The sequence below is a fragment of the Leisingera sp. SA32 genome (assembly GCF_056033425.1).
The window spans coordinates 492,735-513,482 of sequence record NZ_JBVYHB010000002.1 but is presented as its reverse complement, the minus strand read 5'-3'; the positions used below and the strand labels follow the sequence as shown (position 1 = coordinate 513,482).

Annotated in this window: 23 protein-coding genes; 11 read left to right on the top strand and 12 right to left on the bottom strand. The window is 65.7% G+C overall.

Annotated features, from left to right (window positions below):
- The first annotated feature begins 118 nt into the window (after positions 1-118).
- From rpmB to AC0IPL_RS05090, 3 genes are all read left to right on the top strand, one after another.
- Positions 119-409, top strand: coding sequence for a 50S ribosomal protein L28 (gene rpmB, locus AC0IPL_RS05100; protein ID WP_474272565.1), 291 nt, complete (start codon positions 119-121; stop codon positions 407-409).
- Between the two features lie 150 nt (positions 410-559).
- Complete coding sequence (locus tag AC0IPL_RS05095) at positions 560-910, top strand: hypothetical protein (RefSeq protein ID WP_474272564.1); 351 nt, start codon at positions 560-562, stop codon at positions 908-910.
- Positions 911-970: 60 nt separating this feature from the next.
- Complete coding sequence (locus tag AC0IPL_RS05090) at positions 971-1,483, top strand: copper chaperone PCu(A)C (protein WP_474272563.1); 513 nt, start codon at positions 971-973, stop codon at positions 1,481-1,483.
- Between the two features lie 96 nt (positions 1,484-1,579).
- Here AC0IPL_RS05090 and AC0IPL_RS05085 read toward each other — a convergent pair whose 3' ends face one another.
- A complete protein-coding gene (locus AC0IPL_RS05085) occupies positions 1,580-2,269 on the bottom strand; it encodes an NAD-dependent deacylase (protein WP_474272562.1) in 690 nt (229 codons plus the stop codon).
- A gap of 59 nt (positions 2,270-2,328) precedes the next feature.
- On the opposite strand from AC0IPL_RS05085, the gene AC0IPL_RS05080 reads away from it, so the two are divergent.
- Complete coding sequence (locus AC0IPL_RS05080) at positions 2,329-2,766, top strand: low molecular weight protein-tyrosine-phosphatase (RefSeq protein ID WP_474272561.1); 438 nt, start codon at positions 2,329-2,331, stop codon at positions 2,764-2,766.
- A 10-nt stretch (positions 2,767-2,776) separates the two neighbouring features.
- Here AC0IPL_RS05080 and AC0IPL_RS05075 read toward each other — a convergent pair whose 3' ends face one another.
- The 6 genes from AC0IPL_RS05075 to AC0IPL_RS05050 form a co-directional block, all read right to left on the bottom strand.
- Positions 2,777-3,742 (bottom strand): LysR family transcriptional regulator, encoded by a 966-nt coding sequence (locus AC0IPL_RS05075; RefSeq protein ID WP_474272560.1) that lies wholly within the window; start codon positions 3,740-3,742, stop codon positions 2,777-2,779.
- A gap of 213 nt (positions 3,743-3,955) precedes the next feature.
- Positions 3,956-4,267 (bottom strand): hypothetical protein, encoded by a 312-nt coding sequence (locus AC0IPL_RS05070; RefSeq protein WP_474272559.1) that lies wholly within the window; start codon positions 4,265-4,267, stop codon positions 3,956-3,958.
- 157 nt (positions 4,268-4,424) lie between these two features.
- Positions 4,425-4,607: a hypothetical protein gene (locus tag AC0IPL_RS05065; protein ID WP_474272558.1), complete on the bottom strand. Its 183-nt coding sequence runs from the start codon at positions 4,605-4,607 to the stop codon at positions 4,425-4,427.
- Positions 4,608-4,789: 182 nt separating this feature from the next.
- Positions 4,790-5,032, bottom strand: coding sequence for a hypothetical protein (locus AC0IPL_RS05060; protein ID WP_474272557.1), 243 nt, complete (start codon positions 5,030-5,032; stop codon positions 4,790-4,792).
- Positions 5,033-5,340: 308 nt separating this feature from the next.
- Positions 5,341-7,155, bottom strand: a complete 1,815-nt coding sequence (gene lepA / locus AC0IPL_RS05055) for a translation elongation factor 4 (RefSeq protein ID WP_474272556.1) — start codon at positions 7,153-7,155, stop codon at positions 5,341-5,343.
- 186 nt (positions 7,156-7,341) lie between these two features.
- Positions 7,342-7,479 carry an entericidin A/B family lipoprotein gene (locus AC0IPL_RS05050; protein ID WP_474272555.1) on the bottom strand — a complete coding sequence of 46 codons (138 nt, stop codon included), beginning with the start codon at positions 7,477-7,479 and terminating at the stop codon, positions 7,342-7,344.
- A gap of 269 nt (positions 7,480-7,748) precedes the next feature.
- Between AC0IPL_RS05050 and AC0IPL_RS05045 the strand changes: the two genes are divergently transcribed.
- The 4 genes from AC0IPL_RS05045 to AC0IPL_RS05030 all read left to right on the top strand — a co-directional run bounded on the left by AC0IPL_RS05045 (position 7,749) and on the right by AC0IPL_RS05030 (position 11,905).
- Entirely contained in the window at positions 7,749-8,096 is a 348-nt protein-coding gene (locus tag AC0IPL_RS05045) for a TraR/DksA family transcriptional regulator (protein WP_474272554.1), read from the top strand.
- 249 nt (positions 8,097-8,345) lie between these two features.
- A complete protein-coding gene (locus AC0IPL_RS05040) occupies positions 8,346-8,999 on the top strand; it encodes a protein-L-isoaspartate O-methyltransferase family protein (RefSeq protein WP_474272553.1) in 654 nt (217 codons plus the stop codon).
- A gap of 140 nt (positions 9,000-9,139) precedes the next feature.
- Positions 9,140-10,546, top strand: coding sequence for a TolC family outer membrane protein (locus AC0IPL_RS05035; protein ID WP_474272552.1), 1,407 nt, complete (start codon positions 9,140-9,142; stop codon positions 10,544-10,546).
- A 63-nt stretch (positions 10,547-10,609) separates the two neighbouring features.
- Positions 10,610-11,905, top strand: coding sequence for a hypothetical protein (locus tag AC0IPL_RS05030; RefSeq protein WP_474272551.1), 1,296 nt, complete (start codon positions 10,610-10,612; stop codon positions 11,903-11,905).
- A 307-nt stretch (positions 11,906-12,212) separates the two neighbouring features.
- On the opposite strand, the gene AC0IPL_RS05025 is transcribed toward AC0IPL_RS05030, so the two are convergent.
- Positions 12,213-13,667, bottom strand: coding sequence for a cobyric acid synthase (locus AC0IPL_RS05025; RefSeq protein WP_474272550.1), 1,455 nt, complete (start codon positions 13,665-13,667; stop codon positions 12,213-12,215).
- A gap of 219 nt (positions 13,668-13,886) precedes the next feature.
- Complete coding sequence (locus AC0IPL_RS05020) at positions 13,887-14,204, bottom strand: DUF6280 family protein (protein WP_008556013.1); 318 nt, start codon at positions 14,202-14,204, stop codon at positions 13,887-13,889.
- A 219-nt stretch (positions 14,205-14,423) separates the two neighbouring features.
- Between AC0IPL_RS05020 and efp the strand changes: the two genes are divergently transcribed.
- On the top strand, positions 14,424-14,987 hold the full coding sequence (gene efp / locus AC0IPL_RS05015) for an elongation factor P (RefSeq protein WP_474272549.1): 564 nt from the start codon (positions 14,424-14,426) through the stop codon (positions 14,985-14,987).
- A 140-nt stretch (positions 14,988-15,127) separates the two neighbouring features.
- Here efp and AC0IPL_RS05010 read toward each other — a convergent pair whose 3' ends face one another.
- Positions 15,128-15,673 (bottom strand): hypothetical protein, encoded by a 546-nt coding sequence (locus tag AC0IPL_RS05010; RefSeq protein WP_474272548.1) that lies wholly within the window; start codon positions 15,671-15,673, stop codon positions 15,128-15,130.
- Between the two features lie 90 nt (positions 15,674-15,763).
- Positions 15,764-16,540, bottom strand: a complete 777-nt coding sequence (gene ygfZ, locus AC0IPL_RS05005; protein ID WP_474272547.1) for a CAF17-like 4Fe-4S cluster assembly/insertion protein YgfZ — start codon at positions 16,538-16,540, stop codon at positions 15,764-15,766.
- A 109-nt stretch (positions 16,541-16,649) separates the two neighbouring features.
- Here ygfZ and AC0IPL_RS05000 point away from each other — a divergent pair, with 109 nt between their 5' ends.
- Positions 16,650-17,330, top strand: a complete 681-nt coding sequence (locus AC0IPL_RS05000; protein ID WP_474272546.1) for a TIGR04283 family arsenosugar biosynthesis glycosyltransferase — start codon at positions 16,650-16,652, stop codon at positions 17,328-17,330.
- 76 nt (positions 17,331-17,406) lie between these two features.
- Here the strand turns inward: AC0IPL_RS05000 and AC0IPL_RS04995 are convergent, their stop codons facing one another.
- Positions 17,407-19,266: an ABC transporter ATP-binding protein gene (locus AC0IPL_RS04995; protein WP_474272545.1), complete on the bottom strand. Its 1,860-nt coding sequence runs from the start codon at positions 19,264-19,266 to the stop codon at positions 17,407-17,409.
- Positions 19,267-19,526: 260 nt separating this feature from the next.
- Here AC0IPL_RS04995 and AC0IPL_RS04990 point away from each other — a divergent pair, with 260 nt between their 5' ends.
- A complete protein-coding gene (locus tag AC0IPL_RS04990) occupies positions 19,527-20,735 on the top strand; it encodes a pyridoxal-phosphate-dependent aminotransferase family protein (protein ID WP_474272544.1) in 1,209 nt (402 codons plus the stop codon).
- The last annotated feature ends 13 nt before the right edge of the window (positions 20,736-20,748 follow it).

Genomic DNA, 20,748 nt, shown 5'->3' with positions numbered 1-20,748 from the left:
ACGCTGTTGCCGGTTGAGCGTAAGAGCAGCGGACCAGTTTTCGGGCGCAGCCAATGGCCGCGCCCCTTGTGATTTGGCCCGGATCTGCTCTGGGCTTACAGAAACGAAGGATGATGATATGTCGCGCCGTTGCGAACTGACCGGAAAAGGCCCGATGACTGGCAACAATGTCAGCCACGCCAACAACAAAACCAAACGCCGCTTTCTGCCCAACCTGAACGACGTGACCCTGCAGTCCGAAGTTCTGGGTCGTGGCGTCAAGCTGCGCATCTCGGCAGCCGCGCTGCGCTCTGTCGACCACCGCGGTGGTCTGGACGCGTTCCTGGCCAAAGCCAAGGACGAAGAGCTGTCGGCAAACGCGCTGAAAGTGAAAAAAGAGATCGCCAAGGCGCAGGCCGCCGCGGCCTGATCTTCTGGCGCTGATCCGTCACGGATCACGGATACGGACACCGCGCGAAGGGCTTCCTTCGCGCGGTGTTTGCGTTTGCACAAACTGTCGCGGCTGTGTCGCCCTTCGGCCCCTTGCGGTTGTGGTGCGGCGCGGGCATATCTTGCGGTGATGAAACCCTTGCTGCGCAGATACCTCGGCCTGTTTCTGGCCCTTGCCGTTGCCCTGACGGCGCACAGCGCCGCCGCGGCGCAGGGCAGCCGCGATGCGGCGGGGCGGATGGTGATCTGCACCGGCATGGGCGCCGCTGTCGTCTATGTGGACGCCGAGGGCCAGCCGGTTCCGACACCGCATTACTGTCCCGACTGCGTGACACATGTTCTGGATGCGGTGGTCTCACTGGCTGCGCTGCCGGTGCCCGGCGAATATGCCGCGGAGGGTTTGATGATGGGGGCCCCGGTTCGGCAAGCGGCAGCCGCGCAGCCGCGCGCCAGCGCGCGTGCGCCTCCCGAAGCAGGCTGAGGCCCGCGGGCCTTCCCCCTGATACCCTTGCCAAAATTCTGACTTATGAGGAGACATGCCATGTCCCTGAAATCCGTTTTTCTTGCGGCCTCCGCTGCCGCTGTCCTCGCCAGTTCGGCGCTGGCTGACCACGCCGCCAAGATCATGGTCCACGACCAATACGCCCGGGTGTCCTCGCCCGTCGCCAAGGCTGGCGCCGCCTTTATGGAGATCACCAACCATACGCCACAGGACGACCGGCTGGTGGCCGTGCGCTCCGACGTTGCTGCGCGGGTGGAGCTGCACACCCACAAGGAAAGCGGCGATGGCGTGATGAAGATGATGCACGTCGAGGAAGGCTTTGCCGTGCCCGCAGGCGTCACCCACAGGCTGAAACGCGGCGGCGACCACGTGATGTTCATGGGCCTGAAGGGGGCGCTGAACCACGGTGACACCGTGCAACTGACGCTGGTGTTCGAAAAGGCCGGTGAAATCGAGATCGACGTGCCCGTTGACCTGGAACGCAAACCCGACGCCCATGGCCAAGATCACGGCCATGATGACGGCCACGACCACTCTGGTCACTCCAACTGATCCGCAGGGCGGGGCGGGCGCGGCGTCAGGCTGCGGCGCAGCCCTCCTTCGCGCCCAAAGCCCGCCCTCGAGGGCGGGCTTTTTGCCGTCCGGCCGCTAGGCCAGCAGCTCCGCCACCCAGGCAGGTACGATCTCGCTGGCGGGACCAAAGCGGCGCTCGGCGAAGCGCGAGGTGGTGCTGGAGGGCTCCAGGTTCAGCTCCACCGTATGAGCCCCCGCCGCCTGCGCCTCATCGACGAAGGCCGCAGCCGGATAGACCTCGCCCGATGTGCCGGTGGCGGCAAACAGATCCGCCGTCGCCAGATGCGCGTCGATCTCCTCCATGAAATACGGCATCTCGCCGAACCAGACGACATCCGGGCGCCCCGCGGGGGCGGCGCAGGCCGGACAGGGGTGGCCTGCCTGCATCTCTGGCGGCGCGGTCCAGCGATGATCGCAGGCCGGGCAGAGCGCCCCCGCCAGCGAGCCGTGCATATGCAGAACCGAGGCGGCGCCGCCGGCCTCATGCAGCGCATCGACGTTCTGGGTGACAATCACCACTTCGCCGGGATGTTGCGCCTGCAACTGCGCCAGGGCGCGATGGGCCGCATTGGGCTGCGCCGCCGCCGCCTGCGCGCGGCGCGTATTGTAGAACCCCTGCACCAGGCCGGGGTCGCGGGCAAACCCTTCCGGCGTGGCCACATCTTCGATCCGGTGTTGCGCCCACAATCCGCCCGCGTCGCGAAACGTTCCCAGCCCGCTTTCGGCAGAGATCCCGGCACCGGTCAGGATCACGATCTTCTGCATGCTCTTTTCCATTTGCCACGAACCCCTTATACGGCCTACGTCCAGAGGAGAGCCGCCCCATGCCTACCCGTATTCTGTTTGTCTGCCTAGGAAACATCTGCCGCTCCCCCGCCGCCGAGGGCGTGTTTCGCGCGCTGTGCCCAAAGGTCGAGACCGACAGCGCAGGAACCTCGGACTGGCATGTGGGAGCGCCGCCCTACGGGGCGATGCAAGCTGCCGTTGCCGCGCGCGGGCTGGACATCAGCGACCTGCGGGCGCGGCAGTTTACGGCGGCAGATTTCGACGCGTTCGATTTGATCGTCGCCATGGATGACAGCAACATCGCCAGGATCGAGGCGCTGCGGCCCGACGGCAACGCCACCCCGGTGCGGCTGTTCACCGACTACGCGCCCGACACCGGCGCGGACCACGTGCCGGATCCGTATTACACCCGCGATTTCGAGGGCTGCCTGGACCTGATCGCAAAAGCCGCTCAAGGTCTGAAAGCGACGCTCTGACCCGAAACGCCTACTCGGCGATGACGCGAAAGCCGCTGGCCAGGAACGGCATCTGATGCACCGCCGGGTCGATCATCTGGCTTTGCACCAGACGGCGCACGGTCTGGGCTACGTCGCGCGGCACCCGGTCGGACCAATCGGCACCGGTGAACAGGGAAATCGTCCGCGACATCTCGCCAAAGGGCAGCGGCAGGGCGTCGATCTCGTCGTGAAAGCGGCCCGCGCGCATATAGCCGAGCGGCGTGGTGATCGCCCAACCGATGCGCCGCGCCACCATCGCCATCAGCGCCAGATGCGAACCGACCTCAAAGCGGTTCTCAAAGGACAACGCCTGCCGCGCCAGCAGCCCCTCAATCTGTTGCGAGATCAGCTGCTCGCGGGCATAGCGCAGCAGGGGCAGCCCCTCCAGTTGCGCCGCAGCCTCTGCCGTGTCCCGCACCGTGCCGCGCGGCGCCACCAGGATAAAGGGGTCGCGCACCAACGGATATTCCACCAGCCCTTCGCGCACCGTGCCAGAGGTCGCGGCAATGGCAATATGCAGATCGCGCGCTTCCAGCGCCTGCACGATGTCATGGCTGGAGGCGGTGATCAGCTTCAGCCTGCACCCGGTCAGGCTGTCGGCCAGGATGGTGGCCAGCCGCGGCGTCAGGTCGTTGTCAAAATCGTCGATCAACCCGATCGACAGCGCCTGCAAATGGCTGAGGTCCATCACCGTGAGCTCGCTTTGTGCCAGCCGCAGCTCGCCCAGCACGGCCTCTGTGCGGGTCAGAAAGCTGCGCCCCGCGGCGGTCAGCACCATCGGGCGGCGACCATGATCGATCAGCTCGCTGTCCAGCGCCTTTTCGAGGTTGCGCATCTGCTGGCTGACCGCAGGCTGGCTCAGCCCCGTCAGCTCTGCCGCCTGCGCCACAGAGCCGGTCTTGGCCAGCGCCTCGAACACCTCGAGCCCGCGCAGGGTGACACCCTTCATCAACATGCAAACACTCCAAATCCCTTCGGCCCGTTTGTTCCGCGTTGCAACATGATGGTCAAGGGGCTGTGCCCGGCACAGCAAAATGCCGCAGCCGCCGGGCGGCAGCGGCAGTCTGGGATATGGCGTGGCAGTAACCACCAGCTCCACGCAGGTGGACCGCAGCCCTGTGGGCAGGCCTCTACGGAAGCGACAGTGGCGGTGGTGGCAGTGGCAGGATCAGCCGCAGCTGCGCGCTGCGTGTTCGCCAAACGCCTTGTAGCGCAGCCACAGCCGTTCGTCGCTGCGCCGGTCAGACTGGCGCACCACCTGCGCCCGGTGCGGATCTGAAAACCACTTGGCCACGGTCCGCTGCTCGCTGCGGGACAGGCTGCCGTCGGCGACCTGCTGGATGCAGCGGCACAGACCGGGCGAGGCGGCCGTGCGATCAGATTGGCGACAAGCGCGTTCAATGGCACCCGCGGTCGACTCCGCCGGGGTCAGTCCGGTCAGGAGAGCGGCGCAGAATGCGGCGGTCAGGAAGTGTTTCATTTGCTCGTGCCCCGTTCATGCGGCGCGGGCTTGTTGCCCGCAATTGGCCGCAGTATGCCGCATCCGGGCAGGCGTTTCAATCTTGGTAAACCGGAGGTGAAACGGGGTGGCAGCTCACCGCCAGTGCAATGCCTGCCGCCCCTGTGTCAGTGCCCTGTCAGCCCTGGTTCGGGCCGCGCATGGAGCGCACGGCCTGGCGCACGGCCTTCCAGTCCTCGGCCTCGCTGTCGCGTCCGGCCTCTGAGCACTGGCGCATCTTCTGCGCCGCCTCGGCCTCGGCCTTGTCGCCATGTGCGGAGTACAGCGCGCGCGCGTATTCACTGGCTTTGATGGTGTCCATTCCGGTGGTCCTCCTGTGCTTGGTTCGTCACCCGCAAGGGGCCGCGTATGCCGCGGAATGGGCGCAGTATAGCGGATCTTGGCGGGAAATGCAGGGGGGATCGGCGCGTTCTGGCCGGGGCGGGGCGGGCAGAGCCAATGCAAGAACGCCCGGTTTGCCGCCGGGCGTCCTTCATTTAGCGGTTATTCGATCCCCAGCAGCCCCTTGGCTTCGGCCAGGATTTCGACCGAGGCGTCATGGTCGCCGCTGTCATGCAAGCTTTGCCCCTCGTCGCGCAATTCCCGAACCGTTGCCAGATCTTCCTCCGACAGCTCTGTCCCGGCCGCCAGCGCGGCGTCGATGGCGGCAATATCGGCAGGGCACTGCCCGGCCAGAAGCGGCGACGCCAAGAGGGTGAGCGCCGCGGCCAATGTCAGGTGTTTCATGGTGTTGTCCTCCACAGATGAACGGGACGGAGGATAACACAGAATGCGTGCGTTTTAGCGGCAGACTTTCCCCTAGGGCTACGGACCGGCGGAGAGCGGCGCATGGAGGCGCTGGTTGGTGCCGAGGACGGTGCAAGGTGCCCAGCGTTCCGTCGGACCAGACATTCAATGGGGCGGAAACAAAAAACGGGGCCGAAGCCCCGCTTTGCAAGCGTTTGATAGGCGTTTCCGCCGCAGAACGCCGGAGGACGGGAAGACAATTGGCTGTGCCAGCCGCTTTCGCCCGCCGTGCCTCAAATCGGACAGCTTCAGCTGTCCATTTTGAGGGCGGAAATAAACGCCTCTTGCGGGATGTCCACCTTGCCGAACTGGCGCATCTTCTTCTTGCCCGCTTTCTGCTTGTCCAACAGCTTGCGCTTCCGCGTCGCGTCGCCGCCGTAGCATTTTGCGGTCACGTCCTTGCGCAGCGCCGACAGGGTCTCGCGCGCGATCACCTTGCCGCCGATGGCCGCCTGGATCGGGATCTTGAACATGTGGCGCGGGATCAGGTCTTTCAGCTTCTCGCACATCGCCCGGCCGCGCATCTCGGCGCGGTCACGGTGCACCATGGTCGACAGCGCATCCACCGGCTCATCGTTCACCAGCACCGACATCTTGACCAGGTTGTCCTGGCGGTAGCCGGTCATCTGATAGTCAAACGAGGCATAGCCCTTGGTCACCGATTTCAACCGGTCGTAAAAGTCGAACACAACCTCGTTCAGCGGCAGGTCGTAGACGGCCATGGCGCGGCTGCCGGCATAGGTCAGGTCTTCCTGAATGCCGCGGCGGTCCTGGCATAGCTTCAGCACGTCGCCAAGGAATTCATCCGGCACCATGATGGTCGCCTTGATGCGCGGCTCCTGAATGTGGTCGACCTTGGACGGATCCGGCATGTCGGCCGGGTTGTGCAGCTCGATCATCTCGCCGGGCTCGTTGTCCTTGCCCTTCATATAGACATGATAGATCACGCTGGGCGCGGTGGTGATCAGCTCGATACCATGCTCACGCTCAATCCGGTCGCGGATCACCTCTAGGTGCAACAGGCCGAGGAAGCCGCAGCGGAAGCCAAAGCCAAGCGCCGCCGAGGTCTCCATCTCGAAGGAGAACGACGCGTCGTTCAACGCCAGCTTGTCGATGGCATCGCGCAGGTCCTCGAATTCGGCGCTGTCCACCGGGAACAGGCCACAGAACACGACCGGCTGGGCGGGTTTGAAGCCGGGCAGGGCGGTCTCGCAGCCATTGCGGTCATTGGTGATGGTGTCGCCGACGCGGGTGTCGCGCACCTGTTTGATCGAGGCGGTGAGGAAGCCGATCTCGCCCGGCCCCAGCTCGTCGATCATCTGCATCTGCGGGCGGAACACGCCGACGCGGTCCACGTGGTGCAGGGTGTTGTTCGACATGAACTTGACCCGCATCCCCTTTTTCAGGGTGCCGTCCATGATGCGGACCAGAACGATCACGCCCAGGTAGCTGTCGTACCAGCTGTCCACCAGCATCGCCTTCAGCGGTGCATCGCGGGTGCCGGTGGGCGCAGGCAGGTGCTGGACGATGGCTTCCAGTGTCTCGCGGATGCCCTGGCCGGTCTTGGCCGACACCTGAATGGCGCCGGTGGCGTCGATGCCGATCACATCCTCGATCTGTTCCGCCACCCGGTCGCAATCACTGGCGGGCAGGTCGATCTTGTTCAGGACCGGAACGATCTCATGGTCCGCCTCGATCGCCTGATAGACATTCGCCAATGTCTGCGCCTCGACCCCTTGGGTGCTGTCGACCACCAGCAGAGAGCCTTCGACCGCGCGCATGGAGCGGGAGACCTCATAGGCAAAGTCGACGTGGCCGGGGGTGTCGATCAGGTTCAGTACATAAGTGTCGCCGTCCTGCGCCGTGTAGTCGATGCGGACGGTGTTGGCCTTGATGGTGATCCCGCGCTCGCGCTCGATGTCCATCGCGTCGAGCAGCTGCTCCTTCATATCGCGGTCCTTCACCGTTCCGGTCTCCTGGATGAGCCGGTCAGCGAGCGTGGATTTGCCATGGTCGATATGGGCGACAATGGAGAAATTACGGATTTTGGCGAGATCTGTCATGCTCAGGCATATGATTTGGATTCGGGGTTTGGTCAAGCCGCCACGTGGACCCCGGCGCAAAATACGCACAGGTGCGGCGGGCCTGTGAACAGGCGTCGGCGGGGGCGCTGACGGGGCGCCGGGACCGGCGCGGGCGCGGCGCGCGCGGCGGCTGCCGAACCGGCGGACTGCCGCGCCTGGGCAGGGTCACATGGTGTTCTGCACGTCCTGCGCGGCGCCGCTGATGGCCTGGCCCGCCTTCTGGATGTCGCGCCCCGCGCCCTTTGCGGTTTCGCAGGCGGCCAGCCCCAGCAGCGCCAGCCCTATTGCAAAAATCCGGATCATTCCGATGGCTCCCTGACGTGAAGAGTAATGAGGTGATACGCTTCTTGCAAAGTTTCTAGCAAGCGGTCCGCAGGCAGGCCAGCGGTTTCGGCAGGCGCGAAAGCGGCGCCTGGCCGCGCTGGGCCGCTTCACCGGCTTGCGCAACTATAGGGTGAGTGTTAAGATCGGGCGTGTGCAAGGGCCTTGTTGTGAGTGTGCTGATCTCAAGGCCCGCCACGACAGATCGCGTGGCAGCATAATGGGTGAACATAGCGCTGGAGGGTGAAAAGATGGATCTTTCATCAAGGAAGCAGACGCTTGAGGTGCAGCGTACGCGGCTGACTGGCGCCGCTTCGGGCATTGGGCCGGGTATTGCGCGGCAGCCGCGCGACGTGTCTGACCTGGCGCTGCGCCCACAGGGCACCACAGCGCCGTCGGCCTGGCCGGATCCGTTGAACGTGGCCGGGACTGCGGTGCCTTCCAGTGCCCGAATTGAAGAACTGCGCCGGGTCGAGGCCGCACTGGCCCGCCTGCGCGAGGGCTCATATGGGTTTTGCCAGATCTGCGGCGACGAGATCGGCGCAGACTGGCTGGACCAGCGCCCGGCGACGCCATTCTGCAAATCCTGCGCGCAGTAACGCGTCTGGCAATCTCCGGGTTGCCTGCCCGCTGACCTGTTCGCGACCGCACCCGCAGCGAAGCCGACGCGCCGCTTGGCAACGGTGCGCTTGTCGCGCGGGCGTCGGGTCCCGATAGCCCAATTGGTTCCGACAGTTGCCGGGCGGCAGCACAGCACGACTTTGGCCGTTCGCGCCAAAGCCACCGTTGCCGTGCCGGGCGGGATGTGTCACAACCTGCCTGACCGACTGAACACATGAGTTTAGCAGATGCCAGATTTCCCTGAGCGCCGCCGCATGATGGTGGATACCCAGATCCGTCCGTCGGATGTCACCAAATACCCGATCATTGCGGCCATGCTGGCGGTCCCGCGCGAAGAATTCGTGCCGGACACCCAGGTTGAAGCCGCCTATGCCGATCAGAACGTCTCGCTCGGCGGCTCCCGGGTCCTGCTGGAGCCGCGCACGCTGGCCAAGATGCTGGACGCCGTCGACCTGCAAAACGACGAACTGGTGCTCGATGTGGCTTGCGGGTTGGGCTACTCCACCGCCGTGGCCGCGCGGATCGCGCAGATGGTGATTGGCGTCGAGGAAGACGAAGACATGGCGGCAGATGCCCAGACGCTGCTGTCGGACACCGGGGCAGACAACGCCATCGTCCACATCGGCCCACTGGCCGAGGGGGCGGCGGAGCATGGACCCTATGACGTGATCCTGGTGCAGGGCGGCGCCGAGCAGCTGCCCGCAGCCCTGTTGGACCAGCTGAAGGACGGCGGCCGCATCGCGGTGCTGATGGTCAGCGGCGCGTTGGGAGAGGTCAAGATCGGCTACAAGTCCGGTGGGCAGATCTCCTGGCGGTTTGAATTCAACGCAAATGCACCGGTATTGCCGGGCTTTGCAGCCGCGCGCGAGTTTGCGCTCTAGGCCATCGTCGGATGGTACCGCGGCCGGTGGGGCGGCCGTGCGGCAACAGCGAACGGGTTGGGCGCAGAGGACACTCTGGCGGCCGACTTTCAGGAGTAATTCACCGCGGCTGGCGGCGCGGCAAGAGAACAAGGCAACCGATGCGAATGAAATTTCCTGCGAGTGTGTTCAAGGCTTTTGTGTTTGCCGGCGGCGTGACCGCCATGGCTCTGACGCCGCTGAAGGCCGCGGCCGATAATCTCTCGGATGCGCTGATCGGCGCCTACAAGACCAGCGGCCTGCTGGAACAGAACCGCGCCCTGCTGCGCGCCGCGGACGAGGACGTGGCCATTGCGGTTTCGCAGCTGCGGCCGCTGATCGAATGGACGATCTCCGCCACTAACAGCTACAGCGAGTTTCGCCTGAACGGGACTCAAAACACCCTGTCCACCGGGCTGCAACTGACACAGCTGCTGTATGACGGCGGCGCCTCCCGTCTGAACACGCTGGCAGCACAGGAAACCGTCCTGGCCACCCGTCAGGCGCTGATCAGCGTTGAGCAGGCGGTGCTGCTGAACTCGGTGCAGGCCTATGTGGATGTGCTGCAGGCGCAGGAAACTGTCCGCCTTCGCCGCAACAACCTGCGCCTTCTGGGCGAAGAACTGAAGGCCGCGCGCGACCGGTTCGACGTGGGGGAGGTGACGCGCACCGACGTCGCCTTGGCCGAAGCCCAGGTCGCGGGCGCGCGCGCCAACCTGACCACCGCCGAAGGTCTGCTGCTGACCGCCAAGGCGACCTACAGGCAGGTGGTCGGACGTGACCCCGGCGTCATCGCCGGGCAGCCGCCGCTGCCGCGCAATGCCGCCTCGCTGGACCGGGCGCTGGCCGTCTCCATCCGCAACCACCCGGATCTGCTGTCGCAGCAGCATGTGGTCAAGGCCCGCGACTACCAGGTCGCCGCCGCCACCGCCGGGTTGGGACCGCAAGTCAATCTGCAGGCACAGATCGGCGTCAGCGAGGACACCCACGACGGCAGCAGTTCCGGCAATACCTCCAGCATCGGCGTCAATCTCAGCCAGCAGCTCTATGCCGGTGGCCGCAACTCGGCCATCCGACGTCGCGCAATCGCGAATGCCGACGCGCAGCGCGGTCTCCTGATCAACACCCAGCGTGCGGTGCAGCAAAGCGTCAGTGCCGCCTATTACAATGTGGAAACTGCACGGGTCAGCCTGATTTCCTCGGCAGAGCGCGTGCGCGCCTCCAAGGTGGCCTTTGACGGCATCCGCGAGGAATCCACGCTGGGCGCGCGCACCACGCTGGACGTGCTGGCGGCGGAGCAGGACTATCTGGATGCGCAGACAGAGCAGATCAACGCCCGTGCCAACCAGGCCATCGCCGCCTATCAGCTGCTGCAGGCGCAGGGGCTCCTGACGGCGGAACACCTGGGCCTCGCGGTGGAGATCTATGATCCGACGCTGTATTACAACCTGGTCAAGGACGCCCCGGCGCCTGTCAGCAAGCGCGGCAAGGATCTGGACCGGGTGCTCAAGGCCTTGGGGCGGAACTGACAATTCATCCTATCTGTTGTGTGGCAACGGGAAGGCCGTTACACTCTACCGCAAGAGGCAAGAGTGGTTATCAAAAAAATGTCCGACCCAGTTACCCACGCCGAGATTGAAGATGTCCTGTCCTCGATCCGCCGTTTGGTGAGCGAAGACCCAAGCAGCGAAGAAGCGACGCCGCACCCCGCGGCGCGGCTGGTGCTGACGCCAGCCTTGCGGGTGCAGGATAGCGGCGCGGCACCACAGCCGGAACCGACCGAACAGGCGTCACAGAACCCGGTGCCGGACGGCGCGGCCAACAACTGCGACGCCCGGCCGGAGCTCGAACCGGACCGGTCAACCGAGCCTGAGGGGCCAGCGGCCGCTTCTGCGGCGGCGGACCTCGCGGCTGAATTGACCTCCGAACCCGCGCTGGTCTTTCATCATCGGGACATGACCCCTGCTAAGCCGCCCGCGCAGGAGCCCTCCGTGCAGGAGCAGCTGGCCGCAGCGCCAACGGAACCCAAGGCCGCGGCTGGGCAGGCGGAGCCGGCTCACGACGCTGCCGCGGAACCTGTGGACAGTGGGGGGGCTGCGCCTGACACGGACAACCCCAGCGCGCCCAACGTTCCCTGGGTGCGTCCGGGTGCCACCCTCTTTGCCGCCGCAGCCGATGCGGCGCAGCGGCGGGCGTCAGCGGACGCGCCGGGGGCGGACACGTCCGCGGCAGAGCCCGGCGCCCAGCGTGCACGTCTGGACGTCGTACCGCCTGTGGACAGGCAAGAGACGCCGGATGCCACTTCCGTTTCCGAGACGGCCAAGTCCGGGTCCGCCGCCCATCGCGCCGCCTCTGTGGTGCGCAAGATTGCCGAGCTGGAAGCTCGCAGCCAAGAGCAGGCGCAGCCGGACTGGGAACCTGACAGCGTGAGCGAGGCGCCGTTTGCCTCTGCCGGGCCAGACGTGATCGAGTGGCGGGACGAACCCTTGCGTCAGACACCCTTCGCCCTGGCCGCGCACACCACCCGAGGCCAGGTGGAACCTCACGACCCCAAGGATACAGGCGCAGAGGCCGCAGCCGACACGTCCTCTCCAGAGGCGGAACCAGCTGAAACGGCGGCGGACGACGCCAGAGCGGACCCGGTCAAAACGTTGACCGAGACCGCGGCAACCGAGGCGGCCTTGGATGCGTTGACTGCCGGTCGCGACGAGGCTGGATCCGGTGATGAGGGCGAGACATTTCTGGATGAGGACGGTCTGCGCGACCTCGTCGCCAGCATCGTCCGCGAAGAGCTCCAGGGCGCCTTGGGTGAGCGGATCACCCGCAACGTCCGCAAACTGGTGCGCCGCGAAATCCACCGCGCGCTGGCGGCGCACGACCTGCTCTGACCGGCTGACCCTGCCTCGCGCCTGTTTGACCGCGGTTGGCGGGGCACGGAACTCTGGCTTCCGGTTTATTTGCTTCTGGCTCAAGAGAATGGGTGCAGGCGCCGCCTTGCCCTGTCTCCATCCCCTTCGCAGACAGATGCCTATGGCGCGCCCGAACCTGCATCAAGGACGCTGCGCGCCAGCAAGCTGGTAAATCCTTGACACAGAACCCGGCCCGCCATCGAACGGCATCAGCGAAGGCGACGGATAAAGGGCAAGGCCACATCCACCGTAGGCGGGGCAGGCGGCGGGCACCCGCGGTCGGCGGTCAGACCATAACGGGCTGTGCAAGCGCGAGCAGCTGGTCCAGATCCATGTAACGCTCCAGGTGATCGGCCAGCGCGTCCAGCGTGGCCTCGACGCCATCCTCGTAACCGGGCTGGCTGTCATGTCCCAGCGCGTCCAGAACGCTGGCGCGGTAGGCGTCCGCGGCGAACAGCCCATGCAGGTAGGAGCCCTTGACGCGCCCATCCGCCGAGGCAGCGCCCTCGGGCCGCCCCTGGATGTCCAGCCAGGCGCGGGCGCAGTCAGGGCCGCTGGTGCGGCCCATGTGAATTTCGTAGCCGCTGACTGGCAGCTTGCCGTCGCGTGTGGTGGCCTGGGTCAGGGTGACCCGTTTGTCGCCTGCCATCACGGTGTCCACGTCCAGCAGGCCCAGACCCGCCACCTTGCCCGCGCGCCCATCGACGCCGTCGGGGTCGCTGATGGTGCGGCCCAGCATCTGGTAGCCGCCGCACAGCCCCATCACATGACCGCCGCGACGGTGGTGGGCCAGAATATCGATGTCCCAGCCCTGCGCGCGCAGATAGGCCAGATCGCCGATCGTCGATTTGCTGCCCGGTAGAATCACCAGGTCGGCATCGCCCGGCAGGGCGCGGCCCGGCGGCACGATCTCCACCGTCACCGCGGGCTCTGCCGCCAGCGGGTCAAGGTCGTCGAAATTCGCCATCCGCTCCAGCTGCGGCACCACCACCTTGCAGGCGCCGCCCTGGCGCGAGGCGATGTCCATCATGTCCTCAGCCGGCAGTTTCCAGGCGTCCCAGAACCAGGGCACCACGCCCAGGGTTGGCCAGCCGGTGCGTGCAGCAATATCGTCGCGGCCGCCGTCGAACAGGCTCAGGTCTCCGCGGAAGCGGTTGACCACAAAGCCGACGACCCACTCCAGATCCTGCGGCTCCAGCACCGCATGGGTGCCGACGATCTGCGCGATGACGCCACCACGGTGGATGTCGCCGGCGATCACCACCGGCACCTGCGCCGCGCAGGCAAAGCCCATGTTGGCGATGTCATTCTTGCGCAGGTTGGTCTCAGCAGGCGATCCCGCGCCCTCAATCAGCACCAGATCCGCATCTGCGGCCAGCCGTCGGTAGCTTTCGAGCGCAGCCTCCAGCAATCCGGATTTGTCGCGCAGGAACGACCCGGCCCCCTGGCTGCCGCGCCGCTTGCCCTGCACGATCAGCTGCGCGCCGGTGTCGGTTTCCGGCTTCAGCAGCACCGGGTTCATGTCGGTATGGGCGGGGCGCTTGGCAGCGCGGGCCTGCAACGCCTGGGCACGGCCGATCTCGCCGCCCTCTGGCGTCACGGCGGCGTTGTTGGACATGTTCTGCGGCTTGAAGGGCGCCACTTTCAGTCCGCGGCGCACATAGGCACGCGCCAGCCCCGCAACCAGCAGCGATTTGCCGACATTGCTGCCGGTGCCCTGGATCATGATCGAACGCGCCATTCGCGGCTCCCTGACTGCGCCTCTGGATGCAGGCATGGATAGCAGGTTAGCCGCTATCGTCCATGGGGCGCGGACCAGATCCGCCGTCGTGCGGCATGGGCGCGACAGGCTGCCCTCGTGTGATCTGCCGACCGGTAATGTTTTGGCCGGACAAAAGAAAACACGCCCCGCTAGGGGCGCGTTTTTCATCTGACATTTATATCAGACAGTCAGAGGCCGTCAGGCGGCTTCTGCCTGTGCGGCGTTGCGGCGTTCACTTTCTTCGCGCGACAGCGCGACAGAGGTTCGCACCCCGCGACCCACAAAGTCCATAAGCCCTTCGACCACCCGTTCGTTGGGGTCGATACCGGCGCAGGACAGCACTTCGCGACCATCGCGCGAGCGCGCCCAGCGGGCGATCTGTTCCGGGCCGTTGCCATATTTCTTGTCGTCGGCGATGGCATCATCCAATGCGGCCAGGACAACTGCGGCAAAAAGTTTGCGGGCGCGGTTGCCTTGCTCGTTGTTGTAAGCGGTGCCGTCTACGAAATCTCGCATCTCGTATCCCTTGTTGTTCTTGCTATTGCAATTTTCGGCGTAGCGCTGCTTATGGCGGAATTGTGACGATTCGGATAGAGCGCAGATGCATAGCATTCATGCAAATTGCGCATAGCTTCTTCACCCTTCCTCCATACCATATCCTTGTCTTGCCAGCGATCAGCCTGCCAGATATAGGGTCTTGCAAATTATCATCAACCATCTGAAAGGCATTTTCCCATGCCCAAGATCAACGGCAATGAAATCCGTCCCGGAAACGTCCTGGAACATAATGGCGGTTTGTGGGCAGCGGTGAAGGTCGATCACGTCAAGCCCGGCAAGGGCGGCGCCTTTGCCCAGGTCGAACTGCGCAACCTGCGCAACGGCTCCAAGCTGAACGAGCGCTTCCGCTCGGCGGACAAGGTGGAGCGCGTCCGCCTGGAGCAGAAAGACCAGCAGTTCCTGTACGAGTCCGACGGCATGCTGGTGTTCATGGACACCGAAACCTATGAGCAGATCGAGCTGCCCGCAGACCTGCTGGGCGATCGCCGCCCGTTCCTGCAGGATGGCATGACCATCGTGGTGGAATTCTACGAGTCGGAGGCGCTGAACGCCACCGTGCCGCAGAAAGTGACCTGCAAGATCGTCGAGACAGAGCCGGTGGTGAAGGGGCAGACTGCTGCCAACTCCTTCAAACCTGCGATCCTGGACAATGGCGTCAAGGTCATGGTGCCGCCCTTTGTCGGCCAGGATGAAATGATCGTGGTCAACACCGAGACCATGGAATACTCCGAACGCGCCTGATCCGGACCAAGCGTCCCAAATCAGAAAGCCGCCCCGCGACCGGGGCGGCTTTTTTGTGGCCGCGGGGCACCCAAGACTTTTGCAAGACGTCCTGGCAAACGTTCTGCGGAAAACTGTTGTGTGCGGCTGTGTCTGCCGGATCAGCCCGCAGGCAGATCAAGGCTGAAACCGCATTCATCCATCATCTTGCCATAAGCGGCGGTGAACCCGCTGAGCGACGCCTCATAGAGCATGTTGTTGCCAGTCCAGATTTCCACCCAGCTTCCCTGCTTCATCGCCCGCAGCATCGGCAGCCGGTCCTGCGTGTGCAGGTTGGTGCCGGCGGTGGCGATGCCCTCCTGGTCGAACCAGGATGCGGCTTGGGCGGTGATCGCAAAGCTGCGGTCAAAGTCGAATATGAAATCCACCGGCTGGCCCTGCTGCACCGCCGTGGCGTAGCCGCGCGGGGCGCGTTCCACCACCACGGCCATCGGATAGCTGTAGGGCGGACCGGCATCGCCGGAAAACACGTTCAGCTCCAGCACCGGATCGCCATCGCCGCCGGTGCTGGCGCGGCAGTACACGTAGCTGTCCTGCGCGCTTTCGTGCGGAGTGACAGACACCCGCCAGTCCTTGTAGCTCCACTCGTTGGCGAAAGTCGGGGAGGCGGTCATCGCGGCCAGCACGGCGGCGGAAATCAGGCGCATGAAGGATCCTTTGGGTCATGGAACAATTTGGCCCGAGCCTATCGCGCAGGGGTGAACAAAGCCTTTTTGCCCTCGTGTCGGCAGCGGGCCTCAGCCCTTGCCGTCCGTCTCGGCTTCCGCGTCGGGCTGCCAGCTGACGCGTGCGTCGCCTGCCTGCATGTCGCCCTTGGCGCGGTCCAGCCGCAGATAGGCGATGCCCTTGCCACCCGCCTGGGTGAACAGGGAGCCCACCACCTTGCCGTCCGCGGTAATCTCGGTGCCGACAGGGGCGGCACCCGTGACCTCGACGATCCGCAGCCCCTTGCGCAGGGTGGTCTTGTGCTTCATCCGCGCGGTGACCTCCTGGCCGACATAGCAGCCCTTGCGGAAATCGACCCCGCCCAGCCGCTCAAAGCCGGCTTCCAGAATATAGCTGTCCGGTCCCAGCTCAACGCCGCTTTCGGGGATGCAATGGGCCACCCGGATCGCGTCCCAATCGGTGCCGTCATCGCCGCCTTCGGTCCCATACAGCCGCCAGCCCATATCCGCATGGCGCGGATCGGCCAGCGCGCCCGCCGGTGCCGGTCCAGTGCCGCGCTGCACCTCAAGGTCGGTCATCTCCACCTGCACATCGGCGCGCAGCCGGTACATGTTCAGCCGTTTCATCAGCCCGTCGGCCAGGCTCGCCTCCACGTCCAGCAGCACCGCGTCGCCCTCCGCGGCCAGAAAGAAATCGGCCAGATATTTGCCCTGCGGCGTCAGCAGCGCGGCATAGACCAGCCCGCCGCCCTGCGCATCGTCCAGACGGTCCACGTTGCTTGTCACCAACCCCTGCAAGAAGCTGCGTGTGTCGGTGCCGCTCAGGCGCAGAATGCGACGGTTGCTCATGCTCGTGTCTCCACTGGAACCGGGCGCGGGGCCGGGACGTTTAACTCTGTCGCACAGTGATATAGAAAGTGCGGCGGAAGAAAACCGCAAATCCGCACAGGAGGCCGCCATGCCCGCGCCGGTCAGCATCGTGATCCCCACCCTGAATGCCGGGGCAGAGCTGCCCGCCTGCCTGGAGCATCTGATGGAGGGGCTGGGCGCCGGGCTGATCCGCGAGTTGATCGTCAGCGATGGTGGCTCGCAGGACGAGACGCACGGCATCGCGCAAGCCGCCGGCGCGGCGTGGATCAGCGGCGCGCCGTCCCGCGGCGGGCAGCTGCAACGCGGCTGCGCGGCGGCGCGCGGGGACTGGCTGCTGGTGGTGCACGCCGACACCCATCTGGCGCCGGGGTGGGCGGCGGCGGTGAGCCGACATCTGGACGAGGGCCAGGGGCGTGCGGCCTACTTCCGCCTGCGGTTTCGCGCCACCGGACCAAAAGCGGCCTGGGTTGCGGGCTGGGCCAACCTGCGCGCGCGCCTGTTTGGCCTGCCTTACGGCGATCAGGGCTTGTTGTTGCGCCGGGCCGACTATGCGGCCGCTGGCGGCTATCCCGAGCAGCCGCTGATGGAGGACGTGGCGCTGGTGCGTCGCCTGCGCGGGCTAACGCCGCTGCCCTGCACCGCCTTCACCAGCGCCGCGCGCTATCAGCGCGCGGGCTGGCTGCGCCGCGGCGCGCGCAATCTCTGGACGCTGGCGCGGTATTTCATGGGCCAGGACACGCACAAACTGGCAGCGTCCTACCGAAAGTAGGCGGCCGCGCAGCGCCCTTTTGCGGGCGACGACGCTGCCCGTGCCCCGGCGAGGCGGGCCGCCTCTTGCCCGCTAGCTAGCCGAACACCTTGCGCACAAAGCGGCGGAACCAGCGGTCGCGCTGGCCGCTGCGGCCCTTGGGCAGATGCTCTGTCTGGGCCGCGATGGCGGTGGTGTCGACCACCGTCTTGCCGTCCTGGAACTGCAACCGATAGAGATCGGCATAGATGCCGCCGCGCGCCAGCAGCTCATCGTGGCTGCCCTGATCCACCACCCGGCCGCGGTCCATCACCACGATCTTGTCGGCATTGCGGATGGTCGACAGCCTGTGCGCAATCACCAGCGTGGTGCGCCCTCCCGACAGCTTGTCCAGCGCCTGCTGCACCACCTTCTCCGACTGCGCGTCCAGGGCTGAGGTCGCCTCGTCCAGCAGCAGCACCGGGGTGTTGCGCAGCAGCGCGCGGGCAATCACCACCCGCTGCCGCTGTCCCCCCGACAGGGCAGAGCCGCGCGGGCCGACGCGGGTCTCCAGCCCATGTTCCAGCTTGGGCAGGAAATCCGCCACATGCGAGGCCTCCAGCGCCGCCTGCAACTCCGCTTCGCTGACATCCGTACGCCCCAGCACGATATTCTCGCGCAGGGTCTCGTCGAACAGCATCGCATCCTGCGTCACCACCGAAAACAGGCTGCGCAGATCGGCGGTGTTCAGCTCCGCCACGCCGACCCCGCCCACGGTCACAGCGCCGTCCTGCGGGTCAACCATCCGGGTCAGAATGTTGAAGATGGTCGATTTCCCCGCCCCGGAAGCCCCCACCAGCGCCGTTGTCTTGCCGGCCTCGGCCTCCAGCGACAGACTGTTCAGGATCTGCGCCTCGCCATAGCGCAGGTTCACACCCTCCAGCCGGATGTCCGGCAGGCCCTCGGGGGCGGGCTTGGGGTTTTGCGGCTCCTGTAGCAGGATCGGTGCGTCCAGCAGCTCCTTGATACGCTCCAGCGCGGCCGCAGCGCCCTGCCAGACGCCAGAGATATTGGCCAGCCGCCGCATCGGCTCGAACGACAGCCCGATCGAGGTGAAGAAGCTCATGAACTGGCCGACGGTCTTTTCGCCCGCGATGATCTCATTGCCGCCATACAGCAGCACCGCCATGAAACCGACGCCCGCCATGATGTCCGTCATCCCCGAAATCGACGAGGTGCCAAAGGCGGCCTTCACCTCGGAGTGCACGAATTCGTCGGTTCGCTGGGCGAACCGACCCACCTGATAGTCTTCCAGCCGGTTCAGCTTGACGGGCACGATGCCGTGAAAAATCTCGTCCAGCCGGGTTGCCAGGTCGGCGCCCAGATCGCGCGCACGGGATGCCTTTTTGCGGACATAGCGCTGGATGGAGGCAATCGGCAGCAGCAGGACCGGCACGCCGATCAGCAGGATCAGGGTCCAGCGCCAGTCGATGCTGAAGGCCACGCTCAGCACCGCCACCAGCGCCACCAGGTCGCGGCCTGCGCCGGTGATCACCGCCTGCCAGACCGCGTTGATCGCGCCCACATCGCTTTGCACCCGTTGCAACAGCAGACCCGGCGGATGCTGCTGGTGAAAGGCCGGATCCTGCCGGATCAACCGCGCCAGAAGATCCTTGCGCAGATGCGCGGCGGAGGTTTGCGAGACCTTGCTCAGCAGCACCTTCTGGGTGACGCTGGAGACGCCGCGCAGGGTAAAGATCGCCAGAAAGGCCAGGCTGACCCAGACCAGCGCGTTCGAATTGCCGGCCACGAAGACCAGGTCGAACATCGGCTGCATCATGTATCCCAGCGCGCCCATGGTGGCGCCCTCGATCAGCATGAAGACCACCGCAACACCCAGGATGCCGATATAATGGCGCAGGTAGCCGCGCCACAGCCAGCCAAACAGCTCGCGCGAGGATTTATGCGGCTTGCTCATCGAAGCAGGCTCCGGCGCAGGGGCAAGGTCCGGCGGTTCGTTGTGGTCATCTCGGGCCTCTTTGTGATGGTGTCCATCCCGGCGGGATGGCGCCATTTAAGCAGCTAACGGCGGCGGTGCAACCTATTGGCCCCAAAGGCCGCGCCGCTGCAAAAGTCGGGCGCGCGGCGCGATTGACCCGGCGGGCGGGATGGCTACTGTACCGGCACAACCATTTGCGGCGCGCCCGCGCGCCCGCCGCAGCGCAGGGAGCAGCAGCCATGAACACTTCCGTCAACCTGTCAGCCGGGCGATCTTACCTGGCCATCCCCGGACCCTCGGTGGTGCCGGACCAGGTCCTGCAAGCGATGCACCGGGCCTCGCCCAATATCTACGCGGGCGAGCTGGTGGAAATGACCGAGACCCTGATCCCGGATCTGACCCGGGTGGCGCGGACCCGGCATCAGGTGGCGATCTACATCTCCAACGGCCACGGCGCCTGGGAGGCGGCGCTGCAAAACACCCTGCAACCGGGCGATCGGGTGCTGGTGCCTGCCTCGGGACGCTTTGCCATCGGCTGGTCGGAAATGGCAGAGGCGCTCGGGCTGGAGGTCGAGATTCTCGACTTTGGCACGGCCGCCCCGTGGGACCATGATCGCATCGCCGAGGCACTGGCCGCCGACCGCGATCACCGCATCAAGGCGGTGCTGGGGGTGCATGTGGATACCTCCAGTTCGATCCGCAATGACGTGGCGGCCCTGCGCCGCCTGCTGGACAACGCGGGCCACCCGGCATTGCTGATGGCCGATTGCATTGCCTCGCTTGGGTGTGACCGGTTCGAAATGGACGACTGGGGCGTCGATGTGATGGTCACCGCCTGTCAGAAGGGGCTGATGGTGCCTGCCGGGATGGGCTTTGTCTTCTTTAACGACCGCGCCGCCGCAGCCCGCGCCGCGCTGCCCCGCATCAGCCGCTATTGGGACTGGAGCCCGCGCGCCAACCCGGAGATCTTCTACCAGTATTTCGGCGGTACCGCGCCGACCCATCACCTCTACGGGCTGCGGGCCGCGCTGGACCTGATCCACGCCGAAGGGGTCGAAAACGTCTGGGCGCGCCATGCCCATCTGGCCCGTGCCATATGGGCCGCCTGCGAGACCTGGGGCCAGGCGGGACCGCTGCGGATGAACGTGCCGGACCCCTCGCTGCGCTCAAACGCGGTCACCGCGCTGCACCTGGCACCGCCGGACGGCACCCGACTGCGGCAGTGGCTGGAGCAGAACCTGGGCCTGACCCTGGGCATCGGACTGGGCATGGCTGCGCCGGACAGCCCGGAATGGCACGGGTTTTTCCGGCTGGGCCATATGGGGCATGTGAATGGTCATATGGTGATGGGGCTTCTGGGCGGCATTGATGCCGGCCTCAAGACGCTCGGCATCCCGCATGGCACTGGCGCGCTGGAGAACGCCGCAGCGGTTCTTGCGGCGAGCTGATTGCGGCTGCCCG

Coding starts and splice junctions, on each gene's coding strand:
- AC0IPL_RS05035 (WP_474272552.1), top strand. CDS start 9,140: ATGCGAATGAAATTTCCTGCGAGTGTGTTCAAGGCTTTTGTGTTTGCC.
- AC0IPL_RS05090 (WP_474272563.1), top strand. CDS start 971: ATGTCCCTGAAATCCGTTTTTCTTGCGGCCTCCGCTGCCGCTGTCCTC.
- AC0IPL_RS05020 (WP_008556013.1), bottom strand. CDS start 14,204: ATGCGAGATTTCGTAGACGGCACCGCTTACAACAACGAGCAAGGCAAC.
- AC0IPL_RS05025 (WP_474272550.1), bottom strand. CDS start 13,667: ATGGCGCGTTCGATCATGATCCAGGGCACCGGCAGCAATGTCGGCAAA.
- AC0IPL_RS05075 (WP_474272560.1), bottom strand. CDS start 3,742: ATGTTGATGAAGGGTGTCACCCTGCGCGGGCTCGAGGTGTTCGAGGCG.
- lepA (WP_474272556.1), bottom strand. CDS start 7,155: ATGACAGATCTCGCCAAAATCCGTAATTTCTCCATTGTCGCCCATATC.
- AC0IPL_RS04995 (WP_474272545.1), bottom strand. CDS start 19,266: ATGAGCAAGCCGCATAAATCCTCGCGCGAGCTGTTTGGCTGGCTGTGG.
- AC0IPL_RS05040 (WP_474272553.1), top strand. CDS start 8,346: ATGCCAGATTTCCCTGAGCGCCGCCGCATGATGGTGGATACCCAGATC.
- AC0IPL_RS04990 (WP_474272544.1), top strand. CDS start 19,527: ATGAACACTTCCGTCAACCTGTCAGCCGGGCGATCTTACCTGGCCATC.
- AC0IPL_RS05065 (WP_474272558.1), bottom strand. CDS start 4,607: ATGGACACCATCAAAGCCAGTGAATACGCGCGCGCGCTGTACTCCGCA.
- AC0IPL_RS05085 (WP_474272562.1), bottom strand. CDS start 2,269: ATGCAGAAGATCGTGATCCTGACCGGTGCCGGGATCTCTGCCGAAAGC.
- rpmB (WP_474272565.1), top strand. CDS start 119: ATGTCGCGCCGTTGCGAACTGACCGGAAAAGGCCCGATGACTGGCAAC.
- AC0IPL_RS05050 (WP_474272555.1), bottom strand. CDS start 7,479: ATGATCCGGATTTTTGCAATAGGGCTGGCGCTGCTGGGGCTGGCCGCC.
- efp (WP_474272549.1), top strand. CDS start 14,424: ATGCCCAAGATCAACGGCAATGAAATCCGTCCCGGAAACGTCCTGGAA.
- AC0IPL_RS05010 (WP_474272548.1), bottom strand. CDS start 15,673: ATGCGCCTGATTTCCGCCGCCGTGCTGGCCGCGATGACCGCCTCCCCG.
- AC0IPL_RS05095 (WP_474272564.1), top strand. CDS start 560: ATGAAACCCTTGCTGCGCAGATACCTCGGCCTGTTTCTGGCCCTTGCC.
- AC0IPL_RS05060 (WP_474272557.1), bottom strand. CDS start 5,032: ATGAAACACCTGACATTGGCCGCGGCGCTCACCCTCTTGGCGTCGCCG.
- ygfZ (WP_474272547.1), bottom strand. CDS start 16,540: ATGAGCAACCGTCGCATTCTGCGCCTGAGCGGCACCGACACACGCAGC.
- AC0IPL_RS05000 (WP_474272546.1), top strand. CDS start 16,650: ATGCCCGCGCCGGTCAGCATCGTGATCCCCACCCTGAATGCCGGGGCA.
- AC0IPL_RS05080 (WP_474272561.1), top strand. CDS start 2,329: ATGCCTACCCGTATTCTGTTTGTCTGCCTAGGAAACATCTGCCGCTCC.
- AC0IPL_RS05045 (WP_474272554.1), top strand. CDS start 7,749: ATGGATCTTTCATCAAGGAAGCAGACGCTTGAGGTGCAGCGTACGCGG.
- AC0IPL_RS05070 (WP_474272559.1), bottom strand. CDS start 4,267: ATGAAACACTTCCTGACCGCCGCATTCTGCGCCGCTCTCCTGACCGGA.